Annotated in this window: 18 protein-coding genes and 2 tRNA genes; 10 read left to right on the forward strand and 10 right to left on the reverse strand. The window is 34.5% G+C overall.

The annotated features are described in order from the left end of the window. Nucleotides 1–226 (forward strand): hypothetical protein (locus WFZ86_RS01805; RefSeq protein WP_342690350.1); only part of this gene is annotated, 226 nt, incomplete at its 5' end. Between the two features lie 596 nt (nt 227–822). Here the strand turns inward: WFZ86_RS01805 and WFZ86_RS01810 are convergent. The 7 genes from WFZ86_RS01810 to idi all read right to left on the reverse strand — a co-directional run bounded on the left by WFZ86_RS01810 (nt 823) and on the right by idi (nt 4,007). Further along, nucleotides 823–899, reverse strand: a tRNA-Thr gene (locus tag WFZ86_RS01810). Between the two features lie 138 nt (nt 900–1,037). Next, a tRNA-Thr gene (locus WFZ86_RS01815) sits at nt 1,038–1,111 on the reverse strand. A 78-nt stretch (nt 1,112–1,189) separates the two neighbouring features. Then, nucleotides 1,190–1,456, reverse strand: a complete 267-nt coding sequence (locus WFZ86_RS01820) for a hypothetical protein (RefSeq protein WP_159686943.1) — start codon at nt 1,454–1,456, stop codon at nt 1,190–1,192. Nucleotides 1,457–1,525: 69 nt separating this feature from the next. Further along, complete coding sequence (locus tag WFZ86_RS01825) at nt 1,526–2,494, reverse strand: type I phosphomannose isomerase catalytic subunit (protein ID WP_342690351.1); 969 nt, start codon at nt 2,492–2,494, stop codon at nt 1,526–1,528. A gap of 60 nt (nt 2,495–2,554) precedes the next feature. Further along, the gene (locus tag WFZ86_RS01830) at nt 2,555–3,016 is read right to left on the reverse strand and encodes a peroxiredoxin (protein WP_342690352.1); all 462 of its coding nucleotides are present in this window, start codon (nt 3,014–3,016) and stop codon (nt 2,555–2,557) included. Between the two features lie 25 nt (nt 3,017–3,041). Beyond that, nucleotides 3,042–3,452, reverse strand: coding sequence for a 6-pyruvoyl trahydropterin synthase family protein (locus WFZ86_RS01835; RefSeq protein WP_342690353.1), 411 nt, complete (start codon nt 3,450–3,452; stop codon nt 3,042–3,044). A 27-nt stretch (nt 3,453–3,479) separates the two neighbouring features. Next, a complete protein-coding gene (gene idi / locus WFZ86_RS01840) occupies nt 3,480–4,007 on the reverse strand; it encodes an isopentenyl-diphosphate Delta-isomerase (protein ID WP_342690354.1) in 528 nt (175 codons plus the stop codon). Between the two features lie 529 nt (nt 4,008–4,536). Between idi and msrB the strand changes: the two genes are divergently transcribed. The 4 genes from msrB to WFZ86_RS01860 all read left to right on the forward strand — a co-directional run bounded on the left by msrB (nt 4,537) and on the right by WFZ86_RS01860 (nt 7,513). Continuing rightward, complete coding sequence (gene msrB, locus WFZ86_RS01845) at nt 4,537–4,986, forward strand: peptide-methionine (R)-S-oxide reductase MsrB (protein ID WP_342690355.1); 450 nt, start codon at nt 4,537–4,539, stop codon at nt 4,984–4,986. A 65-nt stretch (nt 4,987–5,051) separates the two neighbouring features. Next, the gene (msrA, locus tag WFZ86_RS01850) at nt 5,052–5,675 is read left to right on the forward strand and encodes a peptide-methionine (S)-S-oxide reductase MsrA (RefSeq protein ID WP_342690356.1); all 624 of its coding nucleotides are present in this window, start codon (nt 5,052–5,054) and stop codon (nt 5,673–5,675) included. 109 nt (nt 5,676–5,784) lie between these two features. Beyond that, complete coding sequence (locus WFZ86_RS01855) at nt 5,785–7,095, forward strand: amidohydrolase (protein ID WP_342690357.1); 1,311 nt, start codon at nt 5,785–5,787, stop codon at nt 7,093–7,095. 106 nt (nt 7,096–7,201) lie between these two features. Beyond that, on the forward strand, nt 7,202–7,513 hold the full coding sequence (locus WFZ86_RS01860; protein ID WP_342690358.1) for a nuclear transport factor 2 family protein: 312 nt from the start codon (nt 7,202–7,204) through the stop codon (nt 7,511–7,513). A gap of 68 nt (nt 7,514–7,581) precedes the next feature. Here WFZ86_RS01860 and WFZ86_RS01865 read toward each other — a convergent pair whose 3' ends face one another. Both WFZ86_RS01865 and WFZ86_RS01870 read right to left on the reverse strand, forming a co-directional pair. Then, nucleotides 7,582–8,649, reverse strand: a complete 1,068-nt coding sequence (locus WFZ86_RS01865) for a DUF6630 family protein (RefSeq protein ID WP_342690359.1) — start codon at nt 8,647–8,649, stop codon at nt 7,582–7,584. Nucleotides 8,650–8,813: 164 nt separating this feature from the next. Beyond that, complete coding sequence (locus WFZ86_RS01870; protein WP_342690639.1) at nt 8,814–10,379, reverse strand: NAD(P)/FAD-dependent oxidoreductase; 1,566 nt, start codon at nt 10,377–10,379, stop codon at nt 8,814–8,816. Nucleotides 10,380–10,692: 313 nt separating this feature from the next. On the opposite strand from WFZ86_RS01870, the gene WFZ86_RS01875 reads away from it, so the two are divergent. After that, nucleotides 10,693–10,932 (forward strand): hypothetical protein, encoded by a 240-nt coding sequence (locus WFZ86_RS01875; protein WP_342690360.1) that lies wholly within the window; start codon nt 10,693–10,695, stop codon nt 10,930–10,932. 81 nt (nt 10,933–11,013) lie between these two features. Here WFZ86_RS01875 and recQ read toward each other — a convergent pair whose 3' ends face one another. Next, nucleotides 11,014–13,209, reverse strand: coding sequence for a DNA helicase RecQ (recQ, locus tag WFZ86_RS01880; RefSeq protein WP_342690361.1), 2,196 nt, complete (start codon nt 13,207–13,209; stop codon nt 11,014–11,016). Nucleotides 13,210–13,292: 83 nt separating this feature from the next. On the opposite strand from recQ, the gene WFZ86_RS01885 reads away from it, so the two are divergent. From WFZ86_RS01885 to lptB, 4 genes are all read left to right on the forward strand, one after another. Continuing rightward, complete coding sequence (locus WFZ86_RS01885) at nt 13,293–14,258, forward strand: KpsF/GutQ family sugar-phosphate isomerase (RefSeq protein WP_342690362.1); 966 nt, start codon at nt 13,293–13,295, stop codon at nt 14,256–14,258. Continuing rightward, nucleotides 14,258–15,073 (forward strand): twin-arginine translocase subunit TatC, encoded by an 816-nt coding sequence (gene tatC / locus WFZ86_RS01890; protein WP_342690363.1) that lies wholly within the window; start codon nt 14,258–14,260, stop codon nt 15,071–15,073. The genes WFZ86_RS01885 and tatC overlap by 1 nt, the downstream gene beginning before the upstream one ends. After that, nucleotides 15,066–15,413 (forward strand): carboxymuconolactone decarboxylase family protein, encoded by a 348-nt coding sequence (locus WFZ86_RS01895; protein WP_342690364.1) that lies wholly within the window; start codon nt 15,066–15,068, stop codon nt 15,411–15,413. Before tatC ends, WFZ86_RS01895 begins: the two co-directional genes overlap by 8 nt. 108 nt (nt 15,414–15,521) lie before the next feature. Further along, nucleotides 15,522–16,280: an LPS export ABC transporter ATP-binding protein gene (gene lptB, locus WFZ86_RS01900; RefSeq protein WP_159686978.1), complete on the forward strand. Its 759-nt coding sequence runs from the start codon at nt 15,522–15,524 to the stop codon at nt 16,278–16,280. Nucleotides 16,281–16,382 lie beyond the last annotated feature (102 nt).

The following is a 16,382-nucleotide window of genomic DNA, read 5'->3' on the forward strand; positions in this document are numbered from 1 at the left end:
AGAAAATTTGAAACTTTTTTTTGAAAATTTTTATTCTCATTTATCTCTCTTTCTCTTATCAATCTCTCAAGGAACTTTCCGTGTTTTGCGGGGTGCAAAGGTAAGTAACGTTTTTATTTCTCACAAGTTTTTTTTGATATTTTTTTTTCAGAAATCTAATCCCGAATATCTCAATAACCTGCCAGTATATAAAAGAACGTCTGCGTTGTTGCGGGTGCAAAAGTAACACCTTTTTTCACTTTAACAAGACTTTTTTAAACCTTTTTTTGATTTATTTTTTAATGTAACAATAAAACATTGATAATCATTATTTAACACAAACATTAGCGTCGTAAAAAAAGTGGTTCATAACAAGCATACTACTTTTAAAGCGCAATTACCGCCATTAAACACACCACGTATTGTATTTTCAGGATACAATAAGACTAATTGTTACTTATATAATAGAAAACATTATTACACCCTTACTTTATCTATACTATATATAATGTACCCATATTCATACATTATATATAATGACTAATAAACAAGAAATACAGAAATAGCTTTTTAACCACAATCAGCCTAGCCCGAATGGAAGTGGCATCCTCTTGGGGCAGGGTTTACCCCAAGAGATATAGCGGACAGCCGGAAGTAGCTCCTGAAAAAAGAAAAGTGAAATCAAACAAAAAAAACACTATTAGTATTTTTTTTTAAAGACAACAAACAACAATATAAATGATAAACCAACAAATAAAGTATCGTATCATGAGACTGCACCCACTAACAATACAAAATAGGCTAAAAACAAAAAAACCACCTAATTACTTAGATGGTTTTCTCTGGAGCCGGCGGAGGGACTCGAACCCACGACCTGCTGATTACAAATCAGCTGCTCTAGCCGACTGAGCTACGCTGGCGTCTTATTTCGGGTGCAAATATAAATACATATTTTAATTTTGCAAAACAAATTTACAAAGTTTTACAAGAACTTTAAAATCTATCACTAGACAACAAAAAGAAAAAACCATCTAATTTACTAGATGGTTTTTTTTTAGAGCCGGCGGAGGGACTCGAACCCACGACCTGCTGATTACAAATCAGCTGCTCTAGCCGACTGAGCTACGCTGGCGTCTTATTTCGGGTGCAAATATAAGTCTGAATTTGAATTCTCCAAAACAAATTCAGACTTTTTTTTACTTTTTTTCGATTACAATTCGTTAATTTTAGCAATCAGCTGATTTGCAGTTTGTTCTAACTCCAAATTAATTTGTTTGAAATGTGCTTTTTTACTTTCCACATTTTTTTGGTTCACTTTTGCAATCAAAGCATCAAAAGCAGCAATGGCTTCGTCAATTAAAGCATTAGTTTCTTCTGTTGGTTTTCCTGTAGTAGTCAATTCATACAAGTAAACTGCTTCAATAATATCTCCTAAAACGTAGTTGATGTCTTTCTTTAAATTCTTAACGTTTGCCATTTTTATTTAATTTATATATTGTACTAAAATTTGCGTTTGCAAAAGTACACATAATCTTTCGAATACAAACTATGAAATGTAAATTTCTAAAAGAGAAGCATTTCCACTTAAGGTAAACAACTGTAATGCAGCCGGAACAAGAACCGTGTCACCCGTTTGATAGTTGTATTCCAAACCATTTATATCGATAGAAAAGTATCCATCAACTACCATATACACAGTAAATGACTCTTCTGTTTTATTTACTACCATCTCACCTTGCAACGGAATATAGTTCGTTGTAAAATATGGACAATCAACCATTGTATTAGATTGATTAACAAATTTAGCATACTCCTTTTGCGTCTCTCCCCTTTGATAATTGATAGCATCTAATGCTAAATCAACATGCAACTCTCTCGTATTTCCATGAGCATCCTTACGATTGAAGTCAAACAAACGATAGGTAATATCCGAGGTCTGTTGAATTTCGGCAATAACCAATCCAGCACCAATTGCATGAACGGTTCCCGTTTCTAAAAAGAAAACATCTCCTTTTTGGACTTCTTTGGTATCTAGTATTGAAAGCAGCTCGTTCTTTTCGAGCTTTTCAACATATTCCGTCGCATTAGAATCTTCTTTGAATCCAACAATCAATCTTGATTTGGGATCAGCTTGCATCACATACCACATTTCAGTCTTACCAAACGAGTTGTGTCTTTTTTGAGCTAAAGCATCATTGGGATGTACTTGAATAGACAAGTCTTCGCGAGCATCTAAAAATTTGAACAGCAAAGGGAATTGTTTACCAAACTTTTCAAACACCTTAGTCCCTAGTAATTCTTCTGGATGATTTTCGATTATTTCAATTAAAGTATAGCCTTTAAAATCGCCGTTTGCAACAATACTACAATCACCTTCAACCGCAGATAATTCCCAACTTTCACCCGTAATCGGTGACACTATTGGTTTATTCAAAATAGTTTTAAGTTTTTCGCCACCCCAAATACGTTCTTTAAGTATAGGGTTAAATTGCAGAGGATATAGATTTGTTTGCATCTTTTTTTTTGTTCAAATATCGCCAATTCTGTTGATTTGAATTGCTATTATTTTATTGTTTTATGATACTATTTTTTTAATGACCTCAAGAGCTTTTGAAATGTGTTTCGTGGCATTGATACTGTTATCAAAAACAAAAACTACTTTCCCTTGTGGATCAACAACATAAGTAACACGACCAGGAAGAATTCCTAATAAACCAGAAGGTACGCCAAAAAGCTTTCTAATTTTCTTATCTGTGTCAGACAAAAGTATAAATGGTAATTTATAACGTTTTGCAAAGGTATCATGTGAATCAACTGTATCACTACTGATTCCAATTACTTCTGTACCTAAATCAGTAAAATCTTGGTATTGGTCTCTAAAACCACAAGCTTGTGCTATGCAACCTGGTGTATTATCCTTGGGATAAAAGTAAATTACTAAAGGTTTTTTGCCTATATATTCTTGGATGTCGAATTTTTTCCCATTAGTATCAAGTGCAGTAAAATGTGGTATTACATCTCCTAATTCAATTGGCATGAGTTATACTGTATATGTTTATTAATTATTCTCCTTTATAAGTTACAAAATTACGTGGGGTTTCATAGAGCACGACTTCTAAGTCTAGATTGGATTTTATTTTGGATCGGATTTTATTCCAAATCACTACCACGATGTTTTCTGCTGTAGGGTTAAGATTTTCAAATTCAGGAACATCTAAATTTAAATTTTTGTGATCCATTTTTTCCTCCACTTCTGATTTGATAATATCTGTTAAAAATTTCACATCCATCACATAGCCTGTTTCAGGATCAATTTCGCCAGTTACACTTACAATCAACTCATAATTATGGCCATGAAAATTGGGATTATTGCATTTTCCAAAAACAGCATCATTTTGTTCGAAAGTCCAATCTTTTCGATACAAACGATGAGCTGCATTAAAATGTGCTTTTCGAGAAATGGTTACTCTCATAAGGTATAGTTACATTTGGATTTAAAATTATATAGTGTGATCTTCTAGAAAATGGTAAAATTCATCGAAAATAATTTTGAACCAAACGGTGTATATCTCGGGATGAATCTGCATATCATTTTTAACTTCTTCTATTTTCATCCACTTCCAATTTTCAACCTCGTCAGGATTGATTATAGGAGCCTCATTATAATATCCTATCATGACATGATCTAATTCATGTTCGGTTAAGCCATTATCAAATGGTGCTTTGTAAATAAAATGAAATAATTCCTTAATTTCTGTTTTAAAGCCCATTTCTTCAAATAAGCGTCTGTTTCCCGCTTGAATATTGGTTTCGCCTTGTCTTTGATGACTACAACAAGTATTTGTCCAAAGCAAAGGTGAATGATATTTATGTTGAGCTCTTTGTTGTAGCATCATTTCTTTTTTGTCATTCAAGATAAAAATAGAAAATGCACGGTGTAGGATTGCTTTTTGGTGTGCCTCTAATTTAGGCATTAGACCAATGGGTTCGTCTAATTCGTTGACTAAGATAACTTTTTCTTCTTCCATAAGTAATATTACTGGCCAAAAGTACAAAAATGATTAGAAAAATAGGATGCTTTAACATTGTCTTTCGTTTTGTTGATACATTTTATTTCAAGAACATGCTACCCCTCTACCTCTTCCGCAACAAACCTCAACTTTTGTATCTTTGAATAACAAACAGAAAGAACTATAATAGGTATAGACCTTCATACGAAAGTTATTTTTAATGGTTTATCATGTAAGCCGCATTTTTATTTATTCGCCATGTAAGATACAAAAGAGAATTATACAAGCCAATTTTCCGATATCAAAAAGCAAAATGTTATCACAAACAACTAATTAATCTAAACAAAAGTTAAAATTATTACAAAACCAACCTTACTGTAAACCTCACGACTATTGTTGACTTATATCCATAATAATTTTGCCTCAACATTTTAAATCAACACTTATGAAAAGACCACTTATTTTATTGTTACTTACACATAGCCTAATCTTTCAGGCTTGTGCACAAAATAAAACATCAAAAAAAACATCATCAAAAACCACCACTATGAAAAACGTACTTCACAAACCTGAGAATCCTTATTATTCGAATTCCGATACCAAAAAAATTTCGATTCCAAATTCAGAATGGAAAAAAATTCTATCTCCAGATTTGTATGCGGTTGCTAGAGAAGCTGATACTGAGAGAGCCTTCACAGGAACCATGTGGAATTCAGAAACCAAAGGCACTTATTATTGCGCTGCTTGTGGCAACTTACTTTTCAAATCCAATCAAAAATTTGTAAGTAGTTGTGGTTGGCCGAGTTTTTTTGAACAAGAAAACAAAGAAAGCATCACTTTCAAACCTGACAACTCGTATGGCATGCAGAGAATAGAAGCCAATTGCGGTCGTTGTGATAGCCACCTGGGACATCTGTTTGATGATGGTCCTGCACCAACGGGAAAACGCTATTGTATGAATGCTATTTCTTTGGATTTCGTTCCCGAAACTAATTAAATCAAAAAAAAGCAGTAGTTACACCATTTATAAACTGTTATTCATTTTAAAATTACTATTCAATTATGAAAAAGATACTTCTTTTTATGCTTTTGACAACCTCCATTGGTTTCGCTCAAAAAAAAGCAGTTCCACCCTCTCCTTCTTCCTCTTTAGACACTATCGTTTTGGCAGGAGGCTGCTATTGGTGTGTTGAAGCTGTTTATGAAAACCTAAAAGGAGTACAAAAAGTAGTTTCAGGATTTACTGGGGGTACGGTAAAAAATCCGAGTTATGAAGCCGTTTCATCCGGTACTACTGGAGCCGCAGAAGTGGTACAGATCACCTTTGACAAAAACGAAACCAATTTGGATGAAATTTTCAAAGTCTTTTTTACCGTTCATGATCCCACTACATTGAATCGGCAAGGAGCTGATGTAGGCACTCAATATCGTTCAGCTATTTTTTACAAAAATGAAGCTCAAAAAAAAGTAGGACAACAAATTATTCAAGCGTTAACCAAGGCTAAAGTGTATGATTCCCCTATTGTTACAACACTAGAACCCTTGCATCAGTTTTATAAAGCAAAAGACAACCATCAGGATTATTACGAAAAAAATCAATCACTTCCTTACTGCCAACTTGTGATACAACCCAAATTAAAGAAATTTGAGAAAGTTTTTAAAAACCGAATTAAATCAAAAAATTAAATTATATCCAATTTGTATACACATCAAAAAGCCGAAAAATTCGGCTTTTTTTTATGACTTGATGCTGTTCCTTTTTTACTATATTTGTTTGTACCCGAAAACCAAATTCATGAAAAAAGCAACAATTATTTCAAGCCTTTTGCTAATTGCATTGTGCAGTACCGCTCAAAATCAAACACTAAAAACAAAAGTAGCTCAAAAAGCTGCCAGTTTAGAATCTAAAGTTGTTAGTTGGAGGCGAGAGTTGCATCAAAATCCAGAATTAGGTAATCGAGAGTTTAAAACTTCAGAAAAGATTGCTGCACACTTACGTTCTTTGGGAATTGAAGTTCAAACAGGAGTGGCAAAAACAGGAGTTGTTGGTATTCTAAAAGGAGGAAAACCTGGACCAGTTGTAGCACTTAGAGCAGATATGGATGCGCTCCCAGTAAAAGAACGAGTAAATTTGCCTTTTACTTCCAAAGTAACAGGAGAATATAACGGACAAGATGTGGGGGTAATGCATGCATGCGGTCATGATACCCATGTAGCCATGTTAATGGGAACTGCCGAAATTTTAGCCTCAATAAAAAATGAAATAAAAGGAACAGTAAAATTCATTTTCCAACCTGCGGAAGAAGGGCCACCAGAAGGCGAAGAAGGAGGTGCAGAGTTAATGGTAAAAGAAGGTGTTTTGAACAACCCAAAAGTAGATGTCATTTTTGGCCTTCATATTAATGCCCAAACCGAAGTCGGCCAAATAAAATACCGTCCCAAAGGAACAATGGCTTCCTCGGATTGGTTTACCATACAAGTCAACGGTAAGCAATCGCACGGTGCTTATCCATGGCAATCTGTTGATCCTATTGTTACCGCCTCACAAATTGTCTTGGGCTTGCAAACTGTAGTAAGCCGCAATGTAAATTTAACAGAAAACGCTGCTGTAGTGAGTGTAGGCCAAATCAATGCTGGGGTTCGAAGCAACATCATCCCTGAGTCGTTGACGCTGAGTGGCACGATTCGAACTTTGGATTCCCAAACCCAAGACCTGATTCATGGTAGAATCAAGACCATTGCTACCAATATTGCCGAAAGTGCTGGAGCTACTTCAGAAGTTACTATTACCAAAAAAACATTAATAACTTATAATGAACCCTCGCTTACAGAACAAATGCTCCCTACTTTACAAGCAGCTGCAGGGAAAGACAATGTTCATTTAACCGAAGCTGTAACTGGCGCCGAAGACTTTTCCTTTTATCAAGCTAAAATTCCGGGATTATTTTATTTTATTGGAGGAATGCCCAAAGGAAAAAAAGCTAGTGAAATGCCATCACATCATACCCCTGACTTTTATATAGATGAAGGAAGCTTTGTTTTAGGAATGACGAGTATGGCAGATTTGACCTTAGATTATATGGAAATGAATACCAAGAAGAAATAAAGCCCCTCATATAAGGATACCCTATTCTATTTTGCGTCATTTGCAATTTCTTATTGACAATAACATTACTGGCTCAGGAAAAAAAGTAACGACTACTCCCAAAGCATTGTATAATAAAATTGCAGCTATGGACAAGATTTTTTTTGATGCCTTTAACGCAAAAGATATGGCAAAATTCAAATCCCTTTTTACTGAGGATTTAGAGTGGTTTCAAGACAATGGTGGCTTGCTTTCCAATACTGCAGTTTTTGAAAATTTTGAAAAAATGTTTAAAAACGAAAACAAACTCACCCGCTGCCTTGTTGAAGGAAGCTTGGCAGTACATCTAGTAAAAGACTATGAAGCTATTGAAACTGGTAGGCGGCAATTTCATCGTTCGAAAATGAAAAAGAAGAAATCGGCACTTTTAAATTCCTGATGATTTCGAAAAACTCAAAGGGTAAATGGCAAATTTCACGAGTAATCAGTTTCTATCAGTAAAAAAAATCATAATTTTTCTATTGGAATAGCTATCATTTTTCCAAGTTCTACTAATCTTGACACCTCATTTTTATTGGCTACAAAAAACAAATAGCTATCTCCGTGAGTATCAAAAGTCATTAATTCTAATTCTTGTTTGGCTAATTCCGCTTGCAAATAAGGAAACAAATCGTGACTATAAGTATCCTCTGGATATTCAAAAGTAAATTCTTGATTTAAAATTTCCGAGATAAAATATTCTGCATCTTCCGGATCAAATTTCCAATCGCTATTCCAACACTTGACATTTTCTAGAAACTCATAATTATCCTCAATAAAATCGCTTTCATCATCTTGAGGGTTTGAAAAAATATTTTCCGCTTGAAGCTTAACCTCTAATTCCGAAATAGTATTTCTAGTAATCAATTGCAAAAATTCCTCAACATGTGCTACTGTAACTTCTTCTAAAGAAAAATCCTTAGTCGATAACGCTTCTGGCAATGTAATGTTTAATTGTTGGCAAGCAGCAATAACAACTTTCTGCACATCTTGCCAAGCGATTGCTTCTATACCTTCTTTATCACTCTCCAAAGTAAAATACTTAGTTTCTAATAAATCTTTAGTAAAATTTGAAAAGTATCGGTTGCTTGAATATAAAATTCGAAATCCATTAATTGTGGCACTTCCGTTTTCACAACAAAAAAAGAAGAAAAAATTTTGAAGAATACGTTTTAAAAAAGGACTTATAGAGGTAGCTTCACTATAAAACTGTACATGAATACAATCAAACTCTAAATCTTCAGTTAATGTTTCCTCAGACAATTCGCCAATATCCATTTTTTTATAAAGCGCATTTAGAACTTCATAAGGATTATTAAAACCACATCCATTAATTTCTTTTAAGCCCTCGGGATGGTTGAATGAACTTGGAAAAGTATATCGATTTATGTAGACAACATCATCAATTTCTTTCATCTTAAATTGAAAACTGCTGTTTTGATAATATAGATAATCATAAATAGCATCAATTATTTGAAAGCTTAGCGGAGTAACCTCTTCCTTTTTTTTAAAAAAATTTGAGAAAAAATTTTTCATAGTAATTCAAAACAATAATTTATAAGTACAATTGTTCACAGTCTCCGTTTAGATTTTTACGACATCCACATAAACAATTTTAATAAACAAAAAGACAAGTAGAGTAAATACACTATAAGACTCTTTTTGATTTATTCAAAAATAAATTTAATAGATTAAGAGGCTCACATTGTTTTTAATACTTCGGCAATTTTCTGTGCACATTTCTCCCCATCAATCGCTGCTGAGATAATACCACCAGCATAACCTGCTCCTTCGCCGCAAGGATACAATCCTTTGATTTGAAGATGCTCTAAAGTGTAATTATCTCTTGGAATTCGAACCGGGGAAGATGTTCTAGATTCAGGAGCGTGCAAAATCGCTTCGTTTGTAGCATAGCCTTTCATCGATTTTCCGAATTCTGAAAATCCTTGACGCATTATTTGAGTTAAAAATCCTGGAAAAATCTGTCCCAATTCTACTGATGTTGTCCCCGGAACATAGGACGTTTTAGGAATATCGGATGATGCTTTACTTTGAGTAAAATCAACTAAACGTTGTGCAGGTACTTTTTGTGTCTGACCCGCCAATTGCCAAGATTTTTGCTCAATACTTTTTTGAAACTCCATTCCTGCCAAAGCACCAAACTTGGCAAAGGGTTTAAAATCCTCCAATTTCAATTCGACAACAATCCCTGAATTGGCGGTATGTTGATCTCTTTTAGAAGGCGACCAGCCATTGGTAACCACTTCACCAGGACTGGTAGCACAAGGTGCAATCACTCCACCAGGACACATACAAAACGAATACATCCCGCGACCATTCACCTGTTTCACTATTGAATAAGGTGCTGGTGGTAAATGTTCTCCTCGATAATCACAACTGTATTGAATACTATCTATTAACGATTGAGGGTGTTCTGCTCGAACTCCAAGTGCAAAAGGTTTTGCTTCAATTAAAACTTTCTTTTTATCTAACAATTCGAAAATATCACGTGCAGAATGTCCCGTAGCTAAAATTAATTTATTGGCCGATATGACTGCTCCATTTTGAGTTGTCACGCCTTGAACTTCATTGTTTTTTATTATGATGTCCGTAACTCTAGTTTCAAAAAGAACTTGACCGCCACACTCGATTATTTTTTCTCGAATATCTTGAATGATTTGCGGCAATTTATTAGTTCCAATGTGTGGATGAGCGTCGACCAAAATATCAGGTGTTGCTCCAAAAGCTACCAATAATTCTAGAATTCTATTTACATCGCCTCTTTTTTTGGAACGTGTATATAATTTTCCATCCGAATAGGTTCCTGCACCTCCTTCACCAAAACAATAATTCGAATCTTCGTTTACAATATGATCTCTGTTGATAGCTTTCAAATCCCTACGACGACCTCGAACATCTTTCCCGCGCTCAATAACTATTGGCTTCAAACCCAGTTCGATCAATTGAAGTGCCGCAAAAAGTCCAGCAGGTCCAGCACCTACCACAATTACTTCTTGAGCATTCTCCACATTCTTGTAGTCAGGTAATTCTATTTTTTGTTCCAAAAAAGGTTCTCCTTTTAAGTAAACCATCAATTTTAAATTGATTTTGACAGCTTTTTGACGCGCATCGATGGAACGTTTAACAATTGTAACATACTGAATTTCATTAACCGAAATTTTTAATTGTCGAGATAAATAATCGTGTAGTAACGTTTCGTTAGCAGCAATTTCGGGAGCAACTTGTAATAGGAGTTCTTGTGGCATAGTATCTAAATACTTCAATTTTTAGAGTAAAACATCTTTCGTTTACTCGGGCTACAAAAGTACAATTTTGAATTCAATTTTGAGAATTAGAATGAAAAACGACAGGAGGTTCTCAAAAAAATAAAAACATATAAGTCATGGAAGTTTTAATTGAAACGAAGTGTTCGTTTTTTTAAACCATATAATGCATTTAAGGACATATAAGTTATGTGATGTATCCTTTTAACCTATAGTTTTTGACTTTTTTTATCATCAAAAAATAAAGCTATTCCAAAGAAGTCTTTGTAATTTTGTTCTTCTTTAAATCAAAGTAATGTCTAGAAAAATAAAACTTATATGGGATTTTCGTGGTCCAGCATCAGCAAAAACAGCCGAACATCACGAAATTCATTTAAAAGAATATATAAAGATTGAGCAACTACCGCTTGAAATCACAGGGTTCAAAACCTATGGAGAAATGCATGCCATAGCCTTTATGGTAGTAGAAGAAGAAGATATGATTTCTGTACGAGATGCTTTGAAACCCCATCGAGGAGAGGTGTATTCAGAATAAAATTCCAATAAAAAAAATCCAAATTCCAAAACGCAAAAGAGCAACTTGGAATTTGGATTTTTTAAATATTGTACTTTGTTTTTAATTCGCTACTTCACTAATAAATTTGATACGCATTAGTCGCAATTCATCAATATCATATTCACCATCAAATTCTTTTAACGCTTCTTCAATATTGTCTGAATGAGATTCCATGAAATAATCGTGAATTTCTTCTTGCTGATCTTCATCTAACATTTCATCTATCCAGTAGGTAATATTGAGTTTTGTTCCAGAATAAACAATCTGTTCCATTTCTTTAATTAGCGCTCCCATAGAAAGACCTTTAGCAGAGGCAATATCCGTTAAAGCTAGTTTTCTATCAATATTTTGGATAATATATAATTTATTGGCCGAATTCACCCCTGTAGATTTAACCACCAAGTCGTCTGGACGTATAATATCGTTATCCTCCACATAACGTTGAATCAGCGCAACGAATGCTTTTCCGTATTTTCGGGCTTTACCTTCCCCTACTCCATGAATGTTATTAAGTTCTTCTAATGAAATCGGGTATTTTAAAGCCATATCCTCTAAAGAAGGATCTTGAAATACGACAAAAGGTGGAACGCCTAATTTTTTGGCTTCTTTTTTTCGTAGTTCTTTTAGCATTGCCATCAAATTCTCATCGGCAGTACCAGTTGATTTAGCTGCTGTAACAATTGCATCATCTTCAGACTCATTGTATTCATGATCTTCAGACATCAAAAAGGAAAAAGGATTATTGATAAAATCGAGTCCTTTAGATGTGATTTTCACCACTCCATAGGTTTCGATGTCTTTGGATAAAAAACCATCAACCAAGACTTGGCGCAATAATGCCATCCAATACTTCTCGTCATGCTCCTTTCCGCTGCCAAAAAAAGATTGTGAATCAGTCTTATGCGCTTTAATTACTGCATTGACCCGACCAATTAAAGTAAAAACAATCTCCTTTGATTTGTATATATGTTTGGTTCCTTTCACCACCTGAAGCATTTTCACCACTTCATTCATGGCTTCAACCTTGGTCTTTGGATTTCTAACATTATCATCCATATTTCCACCTTCCCCAGTTTCGTTGTCGTACTCTTCACCAAAATAATGGAGTAAGAATTTACGTCTCGACATAGAGGTCTCTGCATAAGCTACTACTTCTTGTAGTAACGCAAAGCCAATTTCTTGCTCAGCAACAGGTTTACCAGACAAGAATTTTTCTAATTTTTCTACATCTTTATAAGAGTAGTATGCCAAGCAATGTCCTTCGCCACCATCTCTACCTGCACGACCTGTTTCTTGGTAATAACTTTCTAAAGATTTTGGAATATCATGGTGAATTACATAACGTACATCTGGTTTGTCTATTCCCATACCGAAAGCAATCGTAGCTACCACAACATCAACATCCTCCATCAAAAACATATCTTGATGTTTGGCTCTAGTCTTGGCATCCAATCCTGCATGATAAGGAACAGCACTTATGCCGTTTACTTGCAAAACTTCAGCAATTGATTCTACTTTTTTTCTGCTCAAACAATAAATAATACCTGATTTCCCTTTATGTTGACGAATGAATCGAATAATATCGGATTCAATATTTTTGGTTTTGGTACGTACCTCATAAAAAAGATTGGGTCTATTAAAAGAAGCTTTGTAAGTTACTGCATCGGACATATCCAAGTTTTTTAGAATGTCTTCTTGCACTTTTGGGGTAGCTGTAGCGGTCAAACCAATCACAGGAACTTTACCTAATTGTCTAATAATATGCCTTAAATTTCTGTATTCGGGTCTAAAATCGTGTCCCCATTCAGAAATACAATGTGCTTCGTCAATAGCTACAAAAGAGAGGGGAACTTGTTGTAAGAACTGTACATACTCCTCTTTGGTTAAGGACTCTGGCGCCACATACAATAACTTGGTTATACCAGATGTAATATCCTTTTTAACTTGAGCAATCTCTGTTTTGGTCAATGAAGAATTTAATACATGCGCCACACCATTATCAGAAGATAAGCTTCTTATGGCATCCACTTGATTTTTCATTAAAGCAATTAGAGGAGAAACTACAATTGCTGTTCCGTCTAGAATTAAAGCGGGCAATTGGTAACAAAGTGATTTGCCTCCACCTGTAGGCATGATTACAAAAGTATTCTCTTTATTTAAAAGACTTTTTATGACTTGTTCCTGCAATCCTTTGAATTGACTGAAGCCAAAATACTTTTTTAATTCTTTGTGTATATCAATTTCGTTTGAATTCATTCTTTATTATGTGGTATTTTGTATAAATTTGCATCAATAAAGATACAAAAATCTTTTATAGATACAAATTTAAACATTCTGTTTTGATTAGCAACGAAAACCTATTGGCTTTGGCCAAAAAAACAATACTTTCTGAGAGTGAGTCTATTGCTAAATTGACCACCTTTTTAGATGATCAGTTCCTATCAACCGTTCAAAAAATATATCATTCCAAAGGTCGTGTGATAATTACTGGAATTGGAAAGAGTGCCATTATTGCACAAAAAATTGTAGCCTCTCTTAATTCTACTGGTACCCCTTCATTATTTTTACATGCTTCAGAAGCGATTCATGGAGATTTAGGAATGATACAAGATGAGGATGTAATTATTTGTATTTCAAAAAGTGGAAACAGTCCTGAAATCAAGGTATTGGTTCCGTTGTTAAAACGTTTTGGAAACACCTTAATAGCAATGACAGGCAATATGACTTCTTTTTTAGCGAAAGGCTCTCATTTTGTCCTAAACACCACCGTTGATGCTGAATCTTGTCCCATGAATCTGGCACCTACCAATAGCACAACTGCCCAATTAGTAATGGGTGATGCACTTACGGTATGCTTGATGGAAATGAGAGGATTTCAAGCCGAAGATTTTGCGAAATATCATCCAGGGGGAGCACTTGGAAAAAAACTTTTATTAAAAGTAAAAGACTTAATTGAACATTCATTAAAACCAATCGTAACCTCCGATACCTCAATAAAAAAAGCAATTTTTGAGATTTCAGAAAAAAGATTAGGAGTAACCGCTGTTGTGGATAACGAAAATGTAGTTGGTATTATTACCGATGGAGACATTCGAAGAATGCTCAACGACCGCGACAGTATTGCCGGTTTAACAGCCAAAGATATTATGACTAAAAACCCTAAACAAATCCATTCCGAAGCTATGGCAATTGATGCCTTCAACTTGATGGAAGATTTCTCTATTACTCAGTTAATTGTAATTGACAATGGAAACTACAAAGGGGTTTTGCATTTACATGACATTTTAAAAGAAGGAATTGTATAATGGCGAAGAAAAACCTTAACGAAATGTCGTTCTTAGACCATCTTGAAGAACTAAGATGGGTACTGGTAAGAAGTACTACTGCTATATTGATTATGGCCTTTATAACCTACTTCATTAGTGATTTTTTATTTGATAGTATCATTTTTGGGCCCACCCGACCCTCTTTTTTTACTTATCGTTTTTTTTGTGACCTATCACATCAATTAGGCTTTGTTGACAGTATTTGTATAACCGAACTTCCTTTTATTATCCAAAATACACAAATGGAGGGGCAGGTGAACATGTTTGTATGGATGTGTTTGTTAGCGGGCTTTATTCTAAGTTTTCCTTATATATTATTTGAAATATGGAAATTTATCAGTCCTGCTTTATATGAAAAAGAAAAGAAAGGAGCCAAATTTTTTATTGGAGTTTCCTCTATTCTTTTCTTCTTAGGGGTTCTTTTTGGCTATTTTGTCATAATCCCAATGTCTGTGAACTTCGTGGCTACTTTTACGGTGTCTGATGTTGTAAAAAATCAATTTACTTTAGATTCCTATATAGGATTGGTTAAAACTTCGGTGTTGGCCGGTGGATTATTTTTCGAGTTACCTATAGTCATTTATTTCTTGACTAAACTAGGTTTGGTAACTCCGGAATTTTTAAGAAAATATTGGAAATATGCCGTAATCATTATCTTGATCGTTGCGGCTATTGTCACCCCACCAGATGTAGTGAGTCAAACTATCGTAGCGATTCCGATGTTACTGATTTATGAAGTAAGTATATTAATTTCAAAACTTGTTGTACGCAACCAAAAGAAACAAAATGGCTGATTTAATTCAAGAATTCAACGACTACCGTTCTAAAATGAACGAAAAATTATTGGCAGACAATAATAAAATTGTAAAACGCATTTTCAATTTAGACACTAATGCTTATGCTGCTGGTGCATTGGATGTAAAAACAAAAGAATTATTAGGATTAGTTGCTTCAGCAGTGTTACGTTGCGATGACTGTATCAAATATCATTTAGAAACTAGCCATAAAGAAGGAGTTACACGTGAAGAAATGATGGAAGCTATGGGAATCGCTACTTTGGTAGGAGGAACAATTGTGGTGCCTCATTTAAGAAGAGCCTACGAATTTTGGGAAGCTTTGGAAGAGCAACACTAGACTTGAAGTTACTGAGTTTCTAGTTGCTTAGCAACTAAGCTTTTCTATGACGTAACCTTTTCCACTTATTAATCAGTAAAATCTAAGGATTTTAGCAATTCAAATACAATGAAATTAAGAGCAGAAAACCTCATAAAAACGTATAAAGGCCGTAGTGTTGTAAAGGGTATTTCTTTGGAAGTAAACCAAGGACAAATTGTTGGTCTTTTAGGACCTAACGGTGCTGGTAAAACCACCTCTTTTTATATGATTGTAGGATTGGTAAAACCCAACTCTGGTCATATTTATTTGGATGATTTGGATATTACCGAATATCCAATGTACAAACGTGCTCAACAAGGAGTGGGCTATTTAGCACAAGAGGCTTCTGTGTTTAGAAAATTGAGTATCGAGGATAATATTCTGAGTGTTTTGCAATTGACCAATCATACCAAAGAAGAACAAATTGCAAAAATGGAAAACCTAATTGCCGAGTTTAGTTTGGAACATATCCGAACCAATAGAGGTGATTTGCTATCTGGGGGTGAAAGAAGAAGAACCGAAATTGCACGTTGTTTAGCTACCGACCCAAAATTCATCTTATTGGATGAACCTTTTGCGGGTGTTGACCCAGTAGCGGTAGAAGATATTCAACGCATCGTAGCACAATTAAAAAACAAAAATATTGGTATTTTGATTACCGACCATAACGTACAAGAAACTTTAGCCATTACCGACAAAACCTATTTGATGTTTGAAGGAGGTATTCTAAAAGCAGGAACTCCGGAAGAACTAGTAGAAGACGAAATGGTCAGAAGAGTGTACTTGGGTCAAAATTTTGAATTAAGAAAGACTAAAATTGATTTTAACACTCCAAAAGTAGAATAAATTTAGTATTTCAAAATAATCCCATCTTTTAAAAACAATCAACGATTGATTAATAAAAGTCATAGTTCTTCATTAACTAAAAAACCTTTCTGATATTGATTC

The sequence above is a fragment of the Flavobacterium polysaccharolyticum genome, from assembly GCF_038739875.1.
Lineage (GTDB): Bacteria > Bacteroidota > Bacteroidia > Flavobacteriales > Flavobacteriaceae > Flavobacterium > Flavobacterium polysaccharolyticum.